This is a genomic window from Pseudothermotoga lettingae TMO (assembly GCF_000017865.1).
Classification (GTDB): domain Bacteria; phylum Thermotogota; class Thermotogae; order Thermotogales; family DSM-5069; genus Pseudothermotoga_B; species Pseudothermotoga_B elfii.
Genome location: NC_009828.1, coordinates 98,604 through 120,504, shown reverse-complemented (window position 1 = coordinate 120,504; position 21,901 = coordinate 98,604). Strand labels below are relative to the sequence as shown.

Here is a 21,901-nt window from a genome sequence, read left to right as displayed (position 1 = left end):
AGGTTCTCCTCCTCAGCTGTAAAAAACCCATTTTCTTGACGTTTTAAAGTAAAGAATGCATATCCCCAAGGAGATCAAAAATATGAACCATGCCATTGCAGAGGCATAACCCATGTTCCCATATCTAAAAGCGTGTCTGTACAGATAAATTGCGATCGATAAACTTGCGTTGTTCGGTCCACCGCCAAACATGATTTGAGGTAGTTCAAAAAACTGGAGTGCAAGTATAGATGAAGTGATAAAATAATACAGAATAGCTGGGGTTATCAACGGCAGAGTTATTTTTCTAAAGATCTGCCATTTGTTTGCCCCGTCTATTAATGCACTTTCGTAAAACTCTTTTGGGATATCTTTCATCGCTGCCATAAGTATCATCGCCTGTTGACCTGCTCCCCATTGTGCGATGAGGATTATCGTGAGTTTGACAAGTTTGTCATCCGCGGTCCATAGGGGACCCGGGATACCGAATTTCGCAAGAAATCCATTTACAAGCCCCAGATATGGGTTAAAGAAATTCAAAGCGACTACAGCAAATGCATAGATTGGAACAACAGACGGCATGTACATAACTGCTCTGAAAAAACTCACTCCTTTAAAGTCTCTCACAAGTAAAAGAGCAAGCAGAATTCCCACTATCAGGCCAATCGGCACTAAGCCAATGAAATATACAAATGTATTCTGAAGACTTTTTACGAAAAGAGGGTCATGAAAAAGTTCTTTGAAATTTGTCAATCCTATCCATTTTGGTGGAAGGGTTATGTGATATTCAGTGAAACTGAAAAAGAAAGAAGCAAAAATCGGATATATTCTGAAAACCAGAAGGCCAATTATTCCCGGCAGAACAAAAAACATCGCTGTCCAAAATCGTTTATGCTTTTTCATAATATATGCCCTCCTGAATGTATAACAAAAACAGCCACCCCTTTTAAAAGAGTGGCTGTGAATAATGGTCGTTTTTCACTTTGTTAACCATTTATCGAGTTCTTTCTGTACCTTTTCCTGCGCACTTCTCAATGCTTCGGTTGCGCTCTTTTCACCGTAAACAACCGCTTGCATCGCGTTTGTGAGTTCGTCCCAGAGTAAAGCTCCCACAGGAATAACAGGCCTCACGTGAGCGGTTGGTAGAAGATCGGCGAAGATTTTCTGCTCTGCTGGGGAAGCACTCAAAAGTCCCGGAACAGCTTCTTTCAGAGTGGGAAGATGCTGAGTGTCAATGGCGAATTTTATCTGTCCCTTGGTTGTCATATAATGAATAAATTCTGCAGCTTCTTTCGGATGTTTCGCTCCTTTCGGTATAACGAGTGACCACCCTCCAGCCCATGTACTGTTTTTCTCGCCGTATGCTGGAGCAGGTATTGGAGCGATACCAAATTCGAAATCTTTCGGAGCCAATTGCAATATTTGTGCTAAGAGCCAATTTCCATCAACTACCATCGCGAGTTTTCCAGCCAAAAATGGATTTATTGGTTCAGCTCCACCTATACTTGCCCCTGAAAAACTCATTCCAAATGAAGAAACAAAGGCTTCCAATTCCTTTATATTGTATTTTTTTGCCCATTCTCCAAGCCATTCAAAAGCTTTCACAATTCTTGGATCATCAGCAAATACAAGCTTCTGGCTTTGAGCATCATAGAAATTTCCTCCAAAAGCCCAGCCCCATGTGTAATGCCAACCTTGAAATGCCCATGGTATGAAACCGACCTGAGTATATCTACCTGCGGTCTTTTTGGTGAGTTTTTCAGCATAGATTTCTAACTCTTCCAGTGTTACAGGAGGTTTGTTTGGATCTAAACCTGCTTCCTTGAAAAGTTTTTTGTTATAGTACAAAGCTCTGTTATCTGTATCCCATGGTAACGCCCACATTTTATTGTTCCACTGACATTCCTCGATAGCGAAATTGAAAAACTCCTCTTTCAATTTACTGATATCATAACCGAGTTGAACAAGATAGTCCTCCAATGGTTCGAGAACTCCGTACGCAGCCCTTTGTGCAACAGTAAAACGATCAAGATAGTAGACATCAGGGCCTGTTCCGCCGGCAACGGCTGTCATGAGCTTCGTGATCTCGGTTTCCGAACCTGGCACGATAACGATGTTCACTTTGATATTTGGATGTGTTTTGTTGAATTCCGCTACAGCTTCGGCTATACTTTCTCTGTCTACGGGATTGGTCATGCTGTGCCAGAAAGTAATTTCTACGCTTTGAGCAAAAAAGCAAATTGCAAAGCCTGCTATTAGCAAAAATGTAAGTGCGTGTTTCATAATTTCACCCCCTGAAAAGTTGAATTTTCACGAAAGATTCTACGTATACTTTGCAACTATGTCAAATCGTGTTTTAAATGTTTTTTTCATAAGTATTTCCAAATATACCTGATTATACTTGTATATACAAGTTGGTACTCAAAAAAACTTTCAGCTACTACTGCTTACAACCGCAGGATTCTCTCACCACTATACTAACCGGCACCTGCTGTTGGAGTTCGATATTTTCCCGCAAAAAGATCTTTGCTATTTGCAACGCGGCCAATTCCCCCATAGCCTGGAAGTCCTGGCTGATGGTTGTAAGACGGGGGTGAGAATAAACGCTTACCCTGAGATTGTCAAAACCGTATATACTAATATCTTGAGGAATATTTCTTTTTTGCTCCTTAAGATAGGTGATACCCCGTATTGCAAGATAATCATTACAGAAAAACACGGCTTCTATATTCTCTTTCTCGATAATCTCAGCAACTATTTCGAAGTCCCTATCATAATCCCCTATCATTTTATAACAGACATCCTCAATTTCTTCTTTTATTCCTTCAAACCTTTCTTTCACACTGGATACTTCAAAAGGTTCTTCTGTTACAAAAAGGGCTTTTGATACATGGTGCTTTTTCATGTGTTTGCCTATTAATTGGCCGCCTGCTTTATTATCTGACGACACCATTGGAACTTGTGGAAAGCCTTCTATTGTTCTATCGACAAAAACAACAGGAAAGTTCTCTTTTATCAAACTTATCAGCAAAGTGTCAGCAAGAGAAGTTATGCGTGGCTCCATTATAAGTCCTTTGATTTCTAATTTCAGCAATTCCTTTAACATTTTTTCTTCGTGAAATGGAGTGGTGACAAAGGTATCTAAATTGAATGGTATAACGCTGATTGAGAATTTCTGAAGAGTTCTCACAACACCGAACAGAAGAGAGGCCCGAGTATCTTGATAATTTGTTATCAAAACTCCCACTCTTTTTCCTTTTAAAGATTCCTGCATGGAGGCTACAAAAGTTCCTAAGCCCTGTATTCTTGTGACTATACCTTCATATTCCAGATTCTCTAAGGATTTTCTGGCAGTTAATCTACTGACATTAAATATTTTTGCTAACTCATTTTCTGAGGGAATTTTGTCCCCGGGTTTAAGTTCTCTTGAAAATATTTTGTTTTTGATATAGTCCATTATCAGGACATAAGCCGGTTTCATGCATTTTCCTCCCCACCAAATATTGTGCCAACGAAACATTTCATGTTTCAGACCATGATTTTTATTTTCAAATTTGCTTTGTGCATGTAATTATTATACTTTATGAATAAAAAAGAAACAGCCAGCAACAATAACACAGATCCTCTATAAATAAAGAGGATCTGTGATTTATTTTTATTTAGTTGTTAATTATTGATCCTGTAGATCTGCCTCTTGGATCGTATATGTGGATGGCATGGTGGGTGTCCACATCATATTTGGTGGAACCGGGTAAACTGAAAAACCACCTTTTGCAGTTTCTTCAAGGTTTTTCAGTATTCGATTCATTTCAGAAAATGGTATTGCCATTAACAATTCGTGATTTTGAGTGCCGCCGAAGATTCTATCTCCAGCACAGGGGAAACCGATTATTGGTTTTTGTTTTGAGATAGCAAAACCTATCGATGAGCATAGAGCTGCTTCGGCAACTGTATCAGCTGTGGTTTTTTCTCCTGTATCGTATGTATTTGCATGAATAAGTCTCATTATTTGAGCTGGGGTCGCATAGAGAACAACAGCGTCTGGTTCGAAATCAACGCTTTCTAAGGGAGCAACCATTATTGCATCATATTTTTTTCCACTATCTCCTATTTTGAAGGTATTCTCCATAAATCTTTTACCTGCTTTTTCATCTCGAGTATAAGGTCCGACGGCTGCTCTACCTGTTCTAATTGGTTCGGGAGTTTTTATCAAACCAACGCAGGCAGCACCCATGGAACAAACCATTTTCTCGGGGATACCAGAGTTGCTCTTTTTGGCATATCTTGCCATTGAAACAAGCTGACAGATGTTGAGTTTAAAATTCAAAGGTTTTCTCGGTAATTCTTCAGCATTTTTGTACATTTTAATTGCCACCGGAAAGGTGTCGAGCCGCAAAATTTGCTCAAGTTTAACAGCAATTTCTGAGAAATTCACTTCTTTCGCCCCTTTCAAAATAAATTGTCAGTTATATTCTATGCTAAAACATTTCGTGATATTTTTCACTATTGTAAGAAAGTAGTTTAAATATGCTTGTGATCAAATCATGTAAATATTCCAAATTTGGGCTTTTGAACCATACTTAGACTATTGACAGAGATAATCTCCAATTATATAATTAAAAATGGAAAATATTTCCAATAATGGGGGAAAATTATGAGGAAACTACCACGAGGAATAATAATAAGCTGCCAGTTAGAACCCGGGGACCCTGTGCAGGACGTTTCATTTATTGTAAACATGGCCAGGTCTGCTGATTATGCAGGTGCAGTGGCAGTCAGAACTAATAACGCAGATCATGTAAGAGCTGTCAAAGATTCTGTAAGTATTCCTGTCATAGGACTTGTAAAAGATAGAAATTACCAGGCTTTTATAACACCGACATTTGAACACGCAAGAGATGTAATAAAAGCTGGGGCTGATTTTGTGGCTATCGATTGCACAAGAAGTGAAAGACCTGTGCAATTAAAAACATTATTTGAAGAGATACGTTCCAGTTTTCCTGATGTTGGCATTATAGCTGATATCGCTGATGAAGCTGATGCTGAGTTGGTTTCTGCCCTGAGACCAGATTTCATTGCCACGACTCTGTGCGGTTACACACCATATACTCTCGGATGTAGTCTGCCAAACATTGAACTTGTAAGAGGGCTTTCACGGAAAATGAGTATTCCCATTATTGCAGAGGGCGGCTATACAACTTTGGAAGAAGTTCAGAATGCCTTTCAAAATGGAGCTTATGCAGTTGTTATAGGTACCGCAATAACGAGGCCCTGGATAACTATAAAAAAATTCGTCGATCTTTTCTATAAGAAATTTAATTAAGGGGGAGAAAATATGAATTGGGATGTTGCTGTTTTTGGTGGGGGTTTAGCAGGTGTAAGCGCTGCAGTTAATGCTAAAAGAGCTGGGAAAAAAGTTATCTTAATAGAGCAAAATTCCATCATTGGTGGAAATGCAACTTTAGGTTTGGTAAATCCATTTATGAGATTCTGGATCGATGGAAAAGTACTTGTCGGGGATTTTTTCCAGGAAATTATGGCAGATCTGGAAAGTAAAGGAGCTTTGTTTGAAAACTGCTTTGATTCAGAGATGCTGAAAATAGTCCTGTTAGAAAAACTTGAAGGTGTAACTCTCCTTTTCAGAGCAATTCCCATTGATGTTTTAAAGGAAGGCAAATTTATCAAAAAGGTTGTTGTTAAAACAAGTCTTGGAAATTGTTATACCATAGAGGCAAATCTCTTTGTCGATGCTACAGGCGATGGAACTTTATCTTATTTAGCCGGTTGTGAATTCCAATCCGGTGATGAATTTGGCGAAAATCAAGCGGTAACTTTGATGTTTGTTTTAGGAAATGTCGATTTTGAAAAGATTAGAAACAATATAAGGAAAGACCCTGATAACTTTTATAAATGGGTTTCAGCAGATTCAAAGGTTCTCTCCGTTGCTGGGTATTTTAAAGAAATTAAACATGCAAGAAAAGAAGGTATGGATCTCCCAAATGATTTCTTTTTCTTCACACAGCTTCCAGGCACGGGAAGAGTTTCTGTAAATACAACTCATATCTCAATTAAAACAACAGACGATTTTCAATTATCTTCGGCTATTAAAAACCTTCATAAACAAGTTAACGATGTTTATCGCTTCGCAAAAAAATTCGTGCCTGGATTCGAGAATTCTTACATTGAAAAAATCGCGACTATTCCTGGAGTCAGAGAGAGCAGGAGAGTAGTTGGTTTGTACATTTTTTCCGGCAAAGATGTACAACTCAAAATGAAGTTTAAAGATGCAGCCGTCAAGGCATGTTATGGAATTGATATTCACAGAAAAAATTATACTGTGACCGAAGAAGAAAGAACAGCTATTCCAAAATATGAGGATTATTATGAAATTCCAATCAGGTCACTTATTTCCAAGGATTTTGAGAATCTCGCAGTAATTGGAAGAAATTTTTCATCAGACTTTCCCGGACAATCTGCCGCAAGGATTATGCCATCGTGCATTGATATGGGAGAAGCGATCGGCAAATTTGCAGGGAGAGTCAGCAAAAGTTTTTACGAACCAGCAAAAGTTCGGGGGAGTTAAAAATTTGGGGAGGTGTTTTTATGAAAAGGTTTCTGGTATTTTTGATGGTCTTACTGGTAGCGGTTCTCTTGGCTAAGACGGTGACTGTAGAATTTTGGACGCTTTCCTTGAGTCCCACTTTTGACGATTACATCAAAGCAATTATAGAAGAATTTGAATCACAAAATCCGGAAATAAAAATCAAATGGCTTGATGTTCCCTATGGTTCAGCCGTTCAAAAACTTACAGCCGCCATAGCAGCACGTCAGGCCCCTGACGTGGTTAATTTGAACACAACCTGGGCTATTGACTTTGCAGCTCAGGGAGCACTGAGACCTCTTGATGATCTTATTAATCACGAAGACAAAGAACTTTATTGGGAAAAGCTCTGGAAAGCAACTGTTTTGAATGGAAATTCTTATGCCTTTCCATGGTATGCTTCTATTCCAATATTGATGTACAACAGAGATATGTTTGAAAGAGCCGGTCTTGATCCAGATAACCCTCCGAAAACCTGGGATGAAGTTTTTGAGTATTCAAGGATAATTAGAGCAAAACTCGATGCCTATGGTTTCGAACCAAACATAATAGCGCTTGATGAGCTCCTGCTTGAAGGAATTCCAATAGTAACTGATGATGGAAAAAAGGCTGCTTTCAATACACAAGAAGCCGTCAAAAAGCTCGAGTGGTTTCAGAAGGCTTATCGCGAGAATTTAATGCCAAGAACCCTTGGTGGTTACGGAGAAGCTCGAGAATTTTATCAATCTGGAAGGCTGGCTATGTATCCAGCAGGATTGACCATGCTTAAACATATAGAGGTGAATAGCCCTGATATATACAAAGTTACTGATGTATCAAGCCACCCATTGGGAAAAGGAGGTATGATAAAAGTATCGCTGATGAATTTAGCAATTCCTATTACCTCGAAGTGTCCAAAAGAGGCTGCAAAATTTGCCTTGTTTGTGACTTCTGCAAGATGGCAAATCGAGTTCAGTAAATATGCAACAGTGATTCCATCTACTAAGCAGGGGCTTGAGACGAGCGAAGAGTTTCTTAATCGAGCAAAGTCTGGAGATTTAAGTGCTAAGGCAATGTTGATGGCAAGCAAATCCATGCAAAATGCAGTTGATCTAAATTCAGTGGCTGTTCATGGAATACCGAGCGAAAAATATGCAGATGTGAGAAAAGTGATACAGGATTACTGGATGAAAGCAATCAAAGGAGAGCTGTCCGCCCAGGAGGCTTTGGATTTGGCAGAACAAGAGGTTAACAAAATATTATCTAAGTAGTTTTGCGTGGGAAGGATTATCCTTCCCACATTTTTATTTTCGAGAGGGTGATAGTCGGTGGCTTTGAGCCGCAAGAAGCAGGTTTATTTAATAGTGTTTGCTTTTCTAATTGCTCCACTAACTTTACTTGCGATCTTTACTTATTATCCTATTTTTAGAGGGGTATTTCTTTCTTTCACCGAATACAACATGCTCTTACAGACCGGCAAGTGGGTTGGTTTAAAAAATTACATTTCACTTTTTCAGGACAGGTATTTTTACATGGCGCTTGGGAATATCTTCAAATATTTGTTGGTTGTACCTTTTATACAGTTTTTTTCAATTCTTCTGGCTGTTGCCGTCAACCAAAGGATACCAGGAATAAAGATCTTTAGAACGTTGTTCTATGTTCCTGTGATAACTGGTGCTGTAATTGTCAGCATGGCATGGAAATGGATTTTCAATGTTGACGGTATACTGAACAATTTCTTGATGAATGCAGGTTTAATAAAAGAACCCATTCTCTGGCTCACTGATGCAAGATTTGCGATTTACAGTGCCATGTTTGTTACTTTCTGGAGGGGACTTGGATATTATATGGTGATTTACCTTGCTGGACTTCAGAATATTCCTTCTGAAATATATGAAGCTGCAAGAATTGATGGGGCAAACCGGAGACAAACATTTTTCAGAATAACGATTCCTCTTTTAAGACCAACAATGCTTTTTTGCTTCATTATATCAAGCTTAGCAGCTTTAAAAGTTTTTGAAGAAATTTACTTGTTAACTCAGGGTGGTTCGGAAACGACAACTATGATGTATTTGATATATGATTATGCCTTTAATAGATATAGATTTGGTATATCTGCTGCTGCTTCTGTTGTCTTTTCCTTGATTTTGCTTGTTTTTACAGTAATCAATTTCAAGTTTTTCGGCATCGGAGGTGAGAAAGGATGAGGGGAAGAAAAATATTGAGATGTATTTTTACATACCTTATTTTAATAGTAGTTGCGTTATTTTTTACTTTTCCATTTTTATGGGTTCTATCCACGTCATTTAAGGGTGCTGAAAATATATTTACATGGCCCCCTGAGTGGATTCCGAAGAAACCAACTTTTGAAAATTATAAAGCTGTATTTGAGAGAATACCCATGATCAGATATTTTTTAAATACTCTAATAATAACAGCTATAGGTGTTGTTTTTCAAGTTGTACTGGCATCATTGGCGGCATATCCACTTGCAAGACTGGAATGGAAAGGAAAAGATCTGATTTTTAAATTGATACTTTTACCCATGTTAATACCAATGCAGGGCGCCTTAATTGTCAACTTTATAACGATTATAAAAATGGGGTTATACGATTCATATTTTGGAGTAGTATTACCGGGTGCCGTTTCTATATTTGGTATATTTCTAATGAGACAACAATATTTTTCTGTACCAAAAGAAATAGAAGATGCTGCAAGGATAGACGGTTGCAACGAATTTCAAGTCTTCTGGAAAATAACATTTCCGCTTGTCAGACCAGGTACATCAGCACTTGCTATATTTGCTTTCACATCATATTGGAATTCTTTACTATGGCCACTCGTCGTATTGAGATCTCCTGATAAATATCCCATTCAAGTTGGGCTTGCTCAACTGAGCAGCACTTTTGAACCTAACTTTAGAACTGCATCAGCGGCAATGGTTCTGGCAATGGTTCCCATACTGATTTTCTTCTATTTCACTCAGCGATTTTTTATCGAGGGTTATAAAGGAGCAGTTATTCAATAGGAGGAATGACCGTGAAAAGAATTTTAGTGTTTTTACTTGTTTTATTAGTAACGGAACAGGTAGTTTTAGCAACGAATGTGGGAATCTTTTATTCTCCAACCTCAGAAAAATATTATGGTTCTTCCACCTACAAAACTATAATTGATGGGCTGATAGAAGCATTAGAGTTTGGAAAAATAAACTATGATATTATCAACAGTTTAGATGGATACATACCGGAAAACATAAAGGTTCTTATAGATCCTTCGAATGCTGCACTAACAGATTCAGAGGTGTCGGTTGTAGAGAATTTTATTCTGAATGGTGGGAAGTTGCTTGCTGCTTATGAGAGTAGCCTCAGATTTCCAGACGGAAAATTGAGGATGAATTATGCGTATGGAGATTTCCTGAGCATAAAATTCAAATCATGGGGCAGTGGAAAATATTATTTTCTACAGCCAACTGACGACGGTGAAAAGGTTTTCAACGTATCAAATATCATTAATTTACCCAGGGGATTCGCGTTCTTGGTAGAAACTACCGAAAACTCGACGCCTCTTGCTTTATGGGTGAAAGAAGATAAGACAATTGTGGACGAAAAATTTCCGTCGGCGGCTGTTTTAACGCAATTTGGGATCTTTTTTGGTGAGAATATATATCTTCATACTTCTGTAAGTGATGAAATAAAAATTATTCTGGTTAATGCCGTAAAGTTTCTTGCACAAATGCCGCCTGCTGAAGTTGATTTTATGGAATATGAACGAAAAAAACTGTCTTCAAAGATATTTGATTTTGAACAAGCAATAAGCGAACAATACGAGGCATTTCCTGAACGTGCAAGGGAATTGGAAGAAAAAGTAAAAAATTTTAAAGCGAAGCTTTATGCGGCTTCAGACATTAATTCTATTAAAGAATTGAAAAAAGAGCTGGATCTTCTCCAAATAGGTTTGTTGAAAAAATACAGCATTCAAACAAGAGGTATCTGGCTCGACAATCAATCGATAAAGAAAACAGGTTCTCCTGAAAGATTAAGGGAAACAATTCGTAAACTACACAGTATTGGATTCAATATGATTATACCTGAGGTAATTTATAAAGGTAAAACTATGGCTTCGAAGCTCTCTTATTTTCCTCAAGATGATGATTTTCAGAGGTGGTCAGAAGATCCGTTGCAAGTGATAGTTGATGAAGCAAAAAAACTCAATATTGAAGTTCATGCATGGTGCTGGGTTTTCGCTGCAAGCTCGGGAGGAGAAGAAAATTATTTCATAAAGAATTTTCCGGATTGGATTGAGAAGGATAAGTATGGGAATATATTCACCAAGAATGGTACTGCCTGGTTTTCTCACTCTAATCCCCAAACAAGGGAATATTTAATTGATGGCATTTTGGAAATTGCGAAAAAATATGAGATAGATGGGATTAATTTAGATTATATACGCTATGATGGAGATGAAATGGGATATGATGAGCACGCTGTTAAGAGCTTCATGAAAGAAACAGGTGTTGATCCCTATAAGATTGAAAAATACAGCAAAGATCAGGTAATTTGGCATATGTGGAGAGAAGAAAAAATAAATTCTTTTGTAGAGGAGTTATACAAGAGGGCCAAGGCTTTGAATGATCGTCTTTTAATAAGTGCAGATGTTTACCCAAGTTTGAGTGGGGCAAGGAACGAGAAAAAGCAAAATTGGGAAGCCTGGGTTAGGAATAAATACATTGATGCTCTTATTCCCATGAATTACAAAGGTAGTATAGAAGATTTAAAGATAGTTCTCGAGATGCAAACGAAGTTCAAAAATATGGTTTATCTTTACTCGGGTCTTCAAATGATCAATTTGAAAAGCACAGAGGATCTCATTGAACAAATAAAGACCTCTATCAATTATTTGAGTTCGGGCATTGTGTTATTTTCATTATCATACCTGGACAGGTACGATGAAGATTACATAAGAAATATTTTCGGTGTTGAAGCAATATGTGCACATTCAGAAATCAATAGTCTTGTTAAAGCCTTTGAAAGAAAATTGCATGAAGATTTAGCTTTATGCCAGGATCTGGGTCTCTCGGAATCAGAGGTAAACATTGTTCTTGAAAAGTGGGAGAAAATAGAATTTGGTAACGATGTTGGAAATATTTTCTCTCAGCTTTCCGAATTTTTTTACTATATTTCCGACAATATTAAAAATCCGAAGGCGGCTTTGATACTCTCAGATGAAATTTCATGGATGATGGACATTCTTCGTCCAAAAGTTTATAAAGCTATGCCGGTAGAAAAATTTGTTCCTGAGAAACCTGTAGATATGATAGTTGTCGACAATATCAAACCACTGCCGAAAGTTATTGTACCTTTTGGGCATGCAAAGGTGGATGGAATTTTCGATGAATGGAAAGATATAGATGAACTTTCTCGATTTTTTGTTTACGATACTGGCGAGATTTTCCAACCATATACGTCTGTCAAAGTCATGTATGATGATGCAAATCTATATGTTCAGTTTCTATGTGAAGAACCGTATATGAATGATGTGAAGAAAGTTTCAGGCCCTCGAGATACGAGAACATACTTAGGTGATTCTGTTGAGGTTTTTATTCTGAAAAACGAGAGAGACAGAGAATATTATCATTTTGTCATTGGCATAGACGGAACTATCTATGACGAAAAAGGGCTTGACAGCAAATGGAACGGGGATATAGAAGCGATAACGACGTTGAGTGACAATTTATGGTGTGCAGAAATAAGAATAAATTTGCGAACGATTGGATTGGAACCGGTTGAAGGTGGGATTTTGAAAGCTAATTTTACCAGAAACAGATGGAGAGCGGGGAAACCGCAGTACAGTTGCTGGAGTGTAACGTATGGTTCTTATCATACAATTGAAAGATTTGGAACGCTGATATTTGGGGAGTGAAAAATATGCGCATAATTTTTCTTCCTGTTGATAACAGGTTTTGCACCAAGGATTACTTTATGCTGCTTTCTAAGGCTTTCAATTTTGACGTTCTTTGTCCAGAGGATTTAGGGTGTAAAAAAATACCGGCAGATACGGAATATATATCTCATTGGCTTTTGGCGAATGCCAGAGAAGGCGATCTATTAATATTGTCACTGGATATGTTGCTACACGGTGGGCTTGTTCCTTCAAGAATAGATAGGTTGCAGATAGAAACTTTGCTTGGAAAACTTGAGATTCTTGAAAAGCTCAAGAAAATAGGAACGAAAATATATGCCTCCAGATCTATTACACGCATACCAACATACAATTCTGATGAGGAAGAACCTGATTACTGGATGTATTATGGCGAAAAATTGTACAGATATTCACTTTCTCTCTCCAATGGAGATAAAAGAAATTTTTCAGATATACCAGGGTGGGTAATTGAGGATTTTCTGTGGAGAAGAAAGAGAAATTTATCGGTAAGTAAAGAGATTATAAATCTTGTCAAGAATGGGGTTATAGATTATTTAAGCCTCATGATGGATGATAATTCAGAAGGTAGTTTGGTTGCTAAAGAGGCAAAGGAATTGAATGATTTTGTTGAAAGATCCGGTTTATCAAAAAAGGTCTCAATTAGAAATGGAACTGATGAAATTTCCCTTGTTCTTCTCTCAAGAGCTCTGTGTGATCACTTTGATATTAGACCTCGTTTTACTGTCAAATACACATTCCCAGATTGTAAAAATCTCATTCCTCCTTATGAAAGTTCACCCTTAGAGGCGTCTGTTCAAAGTCATATAAGTGGTTCGGGAGGCGTTTTGAGCGATTCAGAGGCTGATATATTACTGTATGTGAATAATTTTAATGAGTATGAAAAAATCAGAGAGGCTCCTTTTCAGGAAAAAACGAGATCGACGATTAGTAACCAAACCTTTGATATGCAAAAGGTTTTAGGACTGGCAGATGTTAGATTTGCAAATGGTTCTGACAGAGCTTTTGTCGAAAATCTCTTAGATATGAAAATTGACTGGACCAGAGCATGTTATTATGGGTGGAACACGGCGGGAAATACAATAGGATCTACATGTGCGCATACTATTTTTTTGTATCTTTCGCATAAGAAATTAATCAATATAAATGAAGATGAGATCAAGAGATATCAAGCTATATTGATTTTGGAACACTATGGATATCAGTCAGATATTAGGCAACGCTTGGTTGAATTTGTTCGCCAGAAAAATAGTTGCTCCTATTTTCTTCCCGATGAAAACTGGGCCGTTAATTTTGTCGAACGAGAAATTCAGGAATATGTTGAAAAATTGAATAAAGTTTTTAAGCGCTCATGGAAAGCATCTGTATATTTTCCGTGGCATAGAACATTTGAGATAGGCATTGTTTTAAATGAAACCAGGTGATTGCCATGAGTCCATTGTTACTTGGTATAGATATTGGAGGAACAGCGATAAAAGGTGGCATAGTTGAAAAAAGTACTATTGTTTGGAAAACAGTCGAATTAATTGAAATGAAAAATCCCTTTGAAACACTTGTCTATGTAATTGGAAAACTGGTAGAACATGCGGATACCAGACCAGAAGCAATCGGGATTGCAAGCGCTGGCAGGATAGATTCAGAAAAAGGAATAGTTGTCTATGCTACTTCAAATTTGAAAAACTGGTCTGGTCTGGATTTGGCTCAGAAAATAAATAGCAGATTTCATATTCCAACTTTCATCATCAACGATGCTCGTGCGGCGGCTTTGGCTGAAGCAGGGAGTAGAAATGTGTCTAATATGGTTTTGTTGACAATTGGCACAGGATTGGGTGGAGGAATAGTGGTTGATGGAAAATTGATTGAAGGAGCGCACTGGCAAGCTGGAGAAATAGGACATACGATACTTTATCCAGATGGCAGGCGCTGCAACTGCGGGAAAAAAGGTTGTGCCGAAATGTATATATCGATGAAAGTTTTGCACAGGTATGCAAAAGAGAAAGATAGGGAAAGACTAATAGAGAAATTCAAACAAAAAGATGAAAATACAGTTATAGCTGTGGAAAAGATGTGTAGGGATATAGCTGTATTGATTGATAGAATTTTTCTCACAATCGATCCGCAAGTTGTTGCAATTGGCGGTGGCTTTTGCGAATTAGGATCAAATGCACTTGAGATACTCAGAAAATGTGTGGAGCCATATTCTTCTAAATCCTTGTATAATACCTCACAGGTGGATTTATCGATTCTTGGAAATGACGCGGGTATAATTGGTGCAGTTATCTATGCTAAAGACAGGATTTCGAGGAGCTGATAACAGTGACGGGTGATGTTCAGACAATCATCAAAGCCAATCAAAAACAGTTTACGAAAAAAGAGAATGAACTTGCGCAGTTTGTTATTGATCATCCTGATGAAGTAATCCACATGAGCATAACAGAAATTGTTGATGAACTTAGAATAGGCCAGGGAACGGTGGTGCGTTTTTGCCAGAAACTGGGTTTTTCCGGTTTTCATCCTTTTAAAATAGCGCTTGCAAAAAGTTTAGGCCGTCAGGAAGAGGCTTCTGAGGGTTCAAAAGATATGCTGGCTATGGTAAAAGAAGATCATATCAAAGCGATAGAGGAAACCTCAAAGTTGTTGAAATTAAACGAAAAGGTCGTATATCAATGTGCTGAAAAGATATCAAATTGTAGAAGACTTTATCTACTTGGAGTTGGTGCTTCAGGTGTAACAGCCCTTGATGCATATTACAAATTTATGCGAATCGGGGTAGACGTGAAATATATGCTGGATCCACATTTTCAGGCTATGAGTTTATCTGGATGCAATGAAAAAGATTGCGTGGTAGCTTTTTCTCAGAGTGGTTCCACCGCAGTTGTAGTTGATATGGCTCAAATTGCAAAACAAAACAAGGCATGTGTGATTGCTGTTACAGGGTATAACAAATCACCTCTAACATTTTATGCAGATTTTGTTTTGTTAACAGCAGTCAGAGAAAATCCTTTTCAAAGTGGCGCTATAAGATCTAAAATAGCACAGCTTCATGTTCTGGAAGTGCTTTTTGAACAAACAAAATTGCTTCTTGCAGATAAAGCAAAACAAAATGTGGATCGCACAGCTCGTTCTGTAGAAAAGTGGATATATTAGATTTTACGAGTATCTTGAGATAAGCAAGGTCAACTACCCGCCGCCTATAGAGGCGGGGGCTTGAAAAAGCCCTGATTGACTACCCTCAGCCACATAAGTGGCTACGTTAGACAGGTACACCCTATGATGCTGCTCAAGTTCCAGGCTCTGTCGTACAGGTCTAAACAGTCCTGAGAGGTAGGGACAGTGATCTGCACATAACAAGCCTGTCTAACATTGAGGATGAGCACCTAACTCCGAAAAGGAGGCTTACCGCATATGGTATATGTTATTTCGAAGGATAGTAAACCATTAATGCCAACAAAAAGACATGGCAAAGTAAGAAGACTACTAAAACAAGGTCTTGCAAAAGTTGTTAGAAGAGAACCATTTACAATTCAGTTGCTGTATGACACAACGACCTATACGCAACCTATTACAGTTGGGGTAGACATTGGCTCAAAAGTAATCGGTGTTTCAGCCATAACAGACAAACAAGAATTATTTAGTGCAGAAGTAGAACTGCGACAAGATATAAAGAAACTGCTTTTAGAGAGAAGAGAGTATAGAAGAAACAGAAGATATGGAAAAACAAGATATAGAAAACCAAAAGATGCAAATCATGTTTCGACAATAGGATGGCACATAGTAAACAGGTTGAAACAACAATACGATGTTGAAATAACTTTTGGCAGTATCACAAAAGCAAAAAGAACAGAAATGGGGTTAGAGAAAACACATAGAAACGATGCATTTGTAATAGCAGGTGGTAGCAAAGATGTTAACAGAGCTACTGAATGGTACTTTGGGAAATATTTCAGAAGACAAAACACGTCATTACACAAAGCTAATCTAATCAAGGGTGGAATTAGGCAATCGAATACTGTAAAGGAAGTTAAAGGGTTTAAAAGATTCGACAGAGTAAGATATAACGATCAAATAGGCATGCGCTGGATACTTTGATATACGTACATTGAGTGGGGAAAAAATTCATTCATCAGCAAAATATCAAGACTTAAAGGTTATTGAAAGAGCAAAGACGTTAATATTGGAAAGGAGGAATCAGCGCACTTTTCTTCATCTTAAAGAAGATGGAGTTTCCTGCGCTGGGTTGTGATGAATGTGCAAATTATCAAATAGGGCAATAAATCGCGATATTTCTTGAGAAAATTCGATAATGATTTTGGATTTTATTTTTAAGAGTGTTCAGACAGTTTTTTTACCACGTCTGCGATTTGTGGTTTTTCAGGGTTTATTTTTTGTAACAAATAACGATTCCATTTTATACCTTCCAGTAAATGCCTTGAGATAATTTTTTACAAATTCCTGCCTTAAGTTAACTGTCTGCAATTGTCGATACTCAATAACTATTTACATGGGTGAGCTGTATCTCTGTATCACAGATATGGAGTTTTTAGCCCGAAAATCTTTCTATATAAAAGAAAAAGGATCCGGGGCGCACCCTCAGGTTTTGCACCTCGCAACGACTTCTTTAGAGGAAGACAGAAATTCGAAGATTTACTGAAAGTTCTTGGAAAGGGAAGTTTTCGCGAAGTAACAAAGGAAGACTCGAAGAAGTTTTCTGACACACTGAAAAGGCGAGCACAGAACGTTCTTGAAGAGAGCGAAAGAGTGTTGAAAAGTGTTCAGACGTTGAAAGATGGAGGTTTCGAAACATTTGGTAGCTTGCTTTTTCTCGTGCAAATCTAACTGTACGAAGTGTCATGTGAAGAGACAGATTTCATCATGAATTTTCTGAAGGGGAAAGAAGGTATTCTGGGTGCAAAAATGGTGGTAGTTTTGGCGGAGATGTGATTGTTCTGTCGAAGAAGGGTTTTTGAAAAGATCAAAGAAGAACTGAAGAATGCTTACAGGGATCGTTTTAAAATAGAACTCGCCTTTCACGAGATAGAGAGTGCAGACGGTGTTCAGAAGATCTGAAGGGAGCGTGAGCTCCCTTTTTTGTTCATGGATAACATCAATGATTTTTTAAAATTCAAAGATACCTTCAACAGATAAGATCTGAAAAATTGAAAACAGGATTTCATAATATGGCTTTTGTTGCGCTTATATCTTTTGTGCATTATATAAAACGAAAATAAGAACGGGAACATTTTTCAGATCGAACCACAAAAATCTAGATGAGCTGAGATTGTTCATTCATTGAGTGTTCCAATCTAATAGACTGAAGTGACCATTACAAACTATCCATATACGTCGAATTTATCCATCAATTTCTACGTTTACTTTCCCCGCTCCTCTACTTTTCTGGCCTCCTAACATTTTTATGTTCTTGATAGCAGGAAGCAATATCTCTTCTATCAGAGCTTTTGCTCTTTTTTCTTTGTCAGTTTCTTGCCAATGTTCCAACCATTTGTCAATTACTACATTTCCGATCTTTCTTGCATCGCCAAATTGTTCCAGTATTGGTTCGGATATTACTATGCTAATGATGCCCTTGAATACCGTTCCTGGTTTTACCTGTTCACCCTCAACTTTCGCACCACGGGCAGCAGTTCCTGTTTTTCTATCAATTCTTATGTTTGTTTGATCTATTATATCGCCTTCACTCTCAGGATAGAAATTGCTAAATCTCAAAAAGCCCATTAATCCCGCAGCACCCATAAAATAGCATACGGGACAAATGCCATTATTTCCAACGTTTATTTGTTCTTCATTAACCTTTATCTCACAATGTTCTTTTCTATATTTCCCAGCATTAACTAACTCTTCTTCCGCTTTTGTTGGTCTTGGAGAAGGGATACAAGGCTTTAACAAGTCTTTCTTATCATCAGGTATGTTGAATAGCTGTGCAAATTCATCAGCCTTTTCTGCAAATAGCAACTCCAGCTGATGTCTCAATGCCCCTTTAAAGCTCGTTGCCGGTATGACTGGAGTTCTATCTACTTTGAATATAGCACCCTTTTTCTCAGTTAATGGCGAAGGGGCAGCACCTATGTGTAGGAAGCTTCCTCCTGCAACTTCTATCTTCAATGGTAGTTCCGAAATCTTAATTTTTCCTTCTTCTTTGAATTCAATCTTTTTTGCCTGTCCATTTATTTCTTCGCTCATCCTATCACCTCCCAATATGTTGTTAACGATTCTAATTTTCTTACAAAATATGCTATTTCTTCAGAAGAGATACCGGCTGTATAAAGCTCTTTTACGTATTCAAGAACCTTCTCTAACGCTTTATTTTGAGGATAAGAAGTTCTTCTTATTCCATCTAAAAAATACTGCTCAATTGTTGAAATATTATATCTCTCTATAACTCTGCCATAACTATTCATATCTGGTAGATTACAATTTACAAGGCCATACCATTCAAGGCTTTCAAATAATTGTTTTAGAAGATGTGGTTTATTATCAAATGCTAATTTTAACCATTCTCCTCTTTGTTTTAGTTCATTAATTTTCTCTCGCCGCCAATTATTAGTTGTTTGTTCTTGGTTCTTTATTTCTGTAATTCTACTATCAACTTTACTTATAAACTCGTCTCTTTTGCCTTCATTAAATAACCTTTCCAATTCTTTCCAGCTATCTTTCTCAAAGAGTTTTGGAATATTATTTCTTTTGTTCCTGTCGTACGGACTGTCAAATATTTCTCTATCATTCAACACTTTTCTAAACACTCCATCTATCTTACTCGTCATAGTAAGTTACCTCCTTCAACAAAACTTCAGGGGCTTTAACCAGACTACCAGGAAATAAAGCCCTTTTGTATGTTCCACCTATTGAAAAACTGTCTGGTTTGAATAAATATCCATAAACGGAAGATATTAGTTCAATTCCAAAATCTTTAGCCTCTTCTTCAAACACTTTGACCTTTAAAATTCCTTGTTTTATCCCTGATTCAATCTTTTTCACTTCAACTATTTTTGATTTTCCAAATCCTTTGCTTTTCAGAGCTCCAAGCTGGAACTCTGTATCTTTTAACTCATCTTTCAAGTTATCTCCTTTGTAAAGGGGAATATACACTTTCGCTTTGATTTTGTCATTTTTTGGTCTTAGATATGTAGTAATTATAGGCATCTTTGAAATATTAAGAAACTTATCCCTGACAGAATATGTAAATTCATCAAATTCGTAGGTATTTTCTTCAAAAAATCCAACAGCAGGAATTTCAACACCAAAATGATGTTTTAGTGCTCCCTCAATAGTGGAAGAAGGAATGGTATCCTGGCAGGGTCTGAATATGCCACCTTTAACTCTTTCTCCTATGATTAAAGAATCAATTTCAAGCTTTAGCTCCAGCAATTCTTTATTCACACTCACCACCTCTTAAAAGTCTGTATAGGTTCAAGAATTTTGATGGCTTTATTCCTTTTGAAAACAACTCGTAAATTTCAGAGTATTTCTTTCTGTTGTTAAATATCTCAACGGCAATATGAATTTCGGATTGAAGGATCTCTTCTAACTGAACAAGCTTGTACAAGAATGAACTTGAAGTTTCCACGTTGAGAGCTTTCCCAATGATGACATCCAATTCATCTTTTGTATATTTTTCAGTGAATACTTTATGATAATGCACATTAAGAAAACTCTTGTTATTTTCCTCAAAAAATCTCCAGTGATCTCTTATAGGATATTTAATATTAGCAATGCTCAACGATAGGCTTATAGGGGAATTCTCATTACTAATGCAGTCTGGAAAATATTTGCTGAATACAGTGCTGAAGTTATCTATAACTTTTTTTGCTAATTCTGGGGAGTATTTGAATACACCCAGCTCATCGTATTCAACAATAGGCTTTTTAATATCATCAACCCTGCTAAAATCCTCCCAGAACTCTTTTAGCATTTCTTTATAGTCTTTGTTGAAATCTACCTGCAAAGCAAGCGGTCTGAATTCTTCTTTCAGATCATTTGCTTGCATGTAATGGTCAATATATTCTTCAAACGCGTTTTGCAACCATTTTTCCAGTTTGCTCTGATTTAGAGAGAATTTCAACCAGCAAACTTTAACCCCCTCCTCTTCCCACACTGTTGCATATTCTCTAAAAGGTTCACCCATCTCTCTTATTTCCTGGCATCTGTAGCATACCCATTCTCTTATATTTTCCTTTATTCGCTCTACACCACTTCTTTGCTGGCATATATCGCATATGGGTGGCTCTATTTCTTCTGGAAGTTCAGACACAAGATATCTCTTATATACTTTAGTTCTTCTATTGGTAAAAACACTTAATCTTGCTTGATCATTTGTTTGCCTTGCTCGCAGAGTTTTTCTATCCAGTATCGAGTTCAATATTCCTAAATTGGCCAAAGTTTCCTCTACTTCTATGTGAAAACCCCAGTCCAAAAAAGGTTTGAGTATTTCCTTTAAATTTTGATTTGGTGGAAGAAACAGAATGATAAAATCTGAAATTGCAAATATAACCTCATCTTTGTAATAATTTGCAATGCAATTTACGAGTTCCTCCCTTTTTCTGAGGAGGTTTATGTCCTGTAACCTGACGAAGGAGTGGGGAAATCTTATCCAGCATTTTGCTAACCTTGCCTGCCATTTGCCTTTGTCTGTATCATTTGTTCCCGTTGTTCTTTTACCGCCTTCAGCCTCTTTTATTGTTTTTACTTTCATCCCGTTATATACAATTGCTATTGGGTCATCGGATTCTGTAGCTAATTCTGTGTTTTTCTCAAGAACCCTGTATATTTTGCCTACCAATTCAACATGTGTATATAATGATGTTACATTTCTGGGAATGGATTTATCCTCAGGAGTAAGCAGAAGATGTTCTTTGTATTTATTTAGAAATTCCTCTCCAGATTGGCAATTTTCAATTTCATCAAACAGGTTTTTTAGATCATCAATTGTCTTGAATGCTGCCCAATACCTCCCAATTTTTTGTTGCTGATAAAAATTATTGTTCCATAGTTTGTAAATACCACTGGGAGACTTTGGTCCTCTACCACCAACGGCTCTCGAAACTGAAGACGCCAAATGGTCTGCAATTATTAATAAAAATAGATGATATTTATCCTCAGGTGAAGCAATTTTTCCAAGACTGTCCCTTAAATCCCACTGATTTATATCTTTATGTACTTCGGAAGTTTCATGATGATATTGTCCCCACCAGGATGGAGAAGTTGGTTGTGGAATTCCAAACTTTTGAAAATCAAATTTAGCAAAAACATGCCCCTTCCATGATTGTCCAATCTGATTTTGTAATTGCTTTTTAACCTGATCATCAACCAATTTTCCAATATCGTGTAATTCCGGAACAAATTTATTTCTATTCATTATTTAAACCTCCATAAGCGAGTTTGGGCAGAGAT

General features: G+C 37.3%; 18 protein-coding genes and 1 pseudogene. 11 read left to right on the top strand and 8 right to left on the bottom strand.

The window, feature by feature from the left end; genetic code table 11:
• Nucleotides 1-12: 12 nt before the first annotated feature.
• From TLET_RS00605 to TLET_RS00590, 4 genes are all read right to left on the bottom strand, one after another.
• On the bottom strand, nucleotides 13-882 hold the full coding sequence (locus TLET_RS00605; RefSeq protein WP_012002166.1) for a carbohydrate ABC transporter permease: 870 nt from the start codon (nucleotides 880-882) through the stop codon (nucleotides 13-15).
• Between the two features lie 75 nt (nucleotides 883-957).
• Complete coding sequence (locus tag TLET_RS00600) at nucleotides 958-2,262, bottom strand: ABC transporter substrate-binding protein (protein ID WP_012002165.1); 1,305 nt, start codon at nucleotides 2,260-2,262, stop codon at nucleotides 958-960.
• A 157-nt stretch (nucleotides 2,263-2,419) separates the two neighbouring features.
• Nucleotides 2,420-3,460, bottom strand: a complete 1,041-nt coding sequence (locus TLET_RS00595; RefSeq protein ID WP_012002164.1) for a GntR family transcriptional regulator — start codon at nucleotides 3,458-3,460, stop codon at nucleotides 2,420-2,422.
• A gap of 189 nt (nucleotides 3,461-3,649) precedes the next feature.
• Nucleotides 3,650-4,414 carry a DUF169 domain-containing protein gene (locus TLET_RS00590; protein ID WP_012002163.1) on the bottom strand — a complete coding sequence of 255 codons (765 nt, stop codon included), beginning with the start codon at nucleotides 4,412-4,414 and terminating at the stop codon, nucleotides 3,650-3,652.
• Nucleotides 4,415-4,633: 219 nt separating this feature from the next.
• Between TLET_RS00590 and TLET_RS00585 the strand changes: the two genes are divergently transcribed.
• The 11 genes and pseudogenes from TLET_RS00585 to TLET_RS11000 all read left to right on the top strand — a co-directional run.
• A complete protein-coding gene (locus tag TLET_RS00585; protein ID WP_012002162.1) occupies nucleotides 4,634-5,302 on the top strand; it encodes an N-acetylmannosamine-6-phosphate 2-epimerase in 669 nt (222 codons plus the stop codon).
• 12 nt (nucleotides 5,303-5,314) lie between these two features.
• Nucleotides 5,315-6,562, top strand: a complete 1,248-nt coding sequence (locus TLET_RS00580; protein ID WP_012002161.1) for an FAD-dependent oxidoreductase — start codon at nucleotides 5,315-5,317, stop codon at nucleotides 6,560-6,562.
• A 20-nt stretch (nucleotides 6,563-6,582) separates the two neighbouring features.
• Nucleotides 6,583-7,830 carry an ABC transporter substrate-binding protein gene (locus TLET_RS00575; RefSeq protein ID WP_012002160.1) on the top strand — a complete coding sequence of 416 codons (1,248 nt, stop codon included), beginning with the start codon at nucleotides 6,583-6,585 and terminating at the stop codon, nucleotides 7,828-7,830.
• Between the two features lie 57 nt (nucleotides 7,831-7,887).
• The gene (locus TLET_RS00570; RefSeq protein WP_012002159.1) at nucleotides 7,888-8,766 is read left to right on the top strand and encodes a carbohydrate ABC transporter permease; all 879 of its coding nucleotides are present in this window, start codon (nucleotides 7,888-7,890) and stop codon (nucleotides 8,764-8,766) included.
• Nucleotides 8,763-9,587 (top strand): carbohydrate ABC transporter permease, encoded by an 825-nt coding sequence (locus TLET_RS00565; RefSeq protein ID WP_012002158.1) that lies wholly within the window; start codon nucleotides 8,763-8,765, stop codon nucleotides 9,585-9,587. Before TLET_RS00570 ends, TLET_RS00565 begins: the two co-directional genes overlap by 4 nt.
• A gap of 5 nt (nucleotides 9,588-9,592) precedes the next feature.
• A complete protein-coding gene (locus tag TLET_RS00560; protein ID WP_012002157.1) occupies nucleotides 9,593-12,478 on the top strand; it encodes a family 10 glycosylhydrolase in 2,886 nt (961 codons plus the stop codon).
• 5 nt (nucleotides 12,479-12,483) lie between these two features.
• Nucleotides 12,484-13,920, top strand: coding sequence for a DUF4127 family protein (locus tag TLET_RS00555; protein WP_012002156.1), 1,437 nt, complete (start codon nucleotides 12,484-12,486; stop codon nucleotides 13,918-13,920).
• A 5-nt stretch (nucleotides 13,921-13,925) separates the two neighbouring features.
• Complete coding sequence (locus tag TLET_RS00550) at nucleotides 13,926-14,807, top strand: ROK family protein (protein WP_012002155.1); 882 nt, start codon at nucleotides 13,926-13,928, stop codon at nucleotides 14,805-14,807.
• 5 nt (nucleotides 14,808-14,812) lie between these two features.
• A complete protein-coding gene (locus tag TLET_RS00545; protein ID WP_012002154.1) occupies nucleotides 14,813-15,643 on the top strand; it encodes a MurR/RpiR family transcriptional regulator in 831 nt (276 codons plus the stop codon).
• 258 nt (nucleotides 15,644-15,901) lie between these two features.
• Entirely contained in the window at nucleotides 15,902-16,585 is a 684-nt protein-coding gene (locus tag TLET_RS00540; RefSeq protein WP_012002153.1) for an RRXRR domain-containing protein, read from the top strand.
• Between the two features lie 519 nt (nucleotides 16,586-17,104).
• A pseudogene (locus TLET_RS11000) lies at nucleotides 17,105-17,563 on the top strand (galactokinase); the annotation flags it as partial.
• A gap of 282 nt (nucleotides 17,564-17,845) precedes the next feature.
• Here the strand turns inward: TLET_RS11000 and TLET_RS00530 are convergent.
• Genes TLET_RS00530 through TLET_RS00515 form a run of 4 tightly spaced genes read right to left on the bottom strand, consistent with a single transcriptional unit; the run spans nucleotide 17,846 to nucleotide 21,866 of the window.
• On the bottom strand, nucleotides 17,846-18,694 hold the full coding sequence (locus tag TLET_RS00530) for an RAMP superfamily CRISPR-associated protein (RefSeq protein WP_012002152.1): 849 nt from the start codon (nucleotides 18,692-18,694) through the stop codon (nucleotides 17,846-17,848).
• Nucleotides 18,691-19,275, bottom strand: a complete 585-nt coding sequence (locus tag TLET_RS00525; protein WP_012002151.1) for a hypothetical protein — start codon at nucleotides 19,273-19,275, stop codon at nucleotides 18,691-18,693. Before TLET_RS00525 ends, TLET_RS00530 begins: the two co-directional genes overlap by 4 nt.
• A complete protein-coding gene (locus TLET_RS00520) occupies nucleotides 19,265-19,891 on the bottom strand; it encodes a hypothetical protein (protein WP_012002150.1) in 627 nt (208 codons plus the stop codon). Before TLET_RS00520 ends, TLET_RS00525 begins: the two co-directional genes overlap by 11 nt.
• Nucleotides 19,884-21,866 carry a hypothetical protein gene (locus tag TLET_RS00515; protein ID WP_012002149.1) on the bottom strand — a complete coding sequence of 661 codons (1,983 nt, stop codon included), beginning with the start codon at nucleotides 21,864-21,866 and terminating at the stop codon, nucleotides 19,884-19,886. Before TLET_RS00515 ends, TLET_RS00520 begins: the two co-directional genes overlap by 8 nt.
• Nucleotides 21,867-21,901 lie beyond the last annotated feature (35 nt).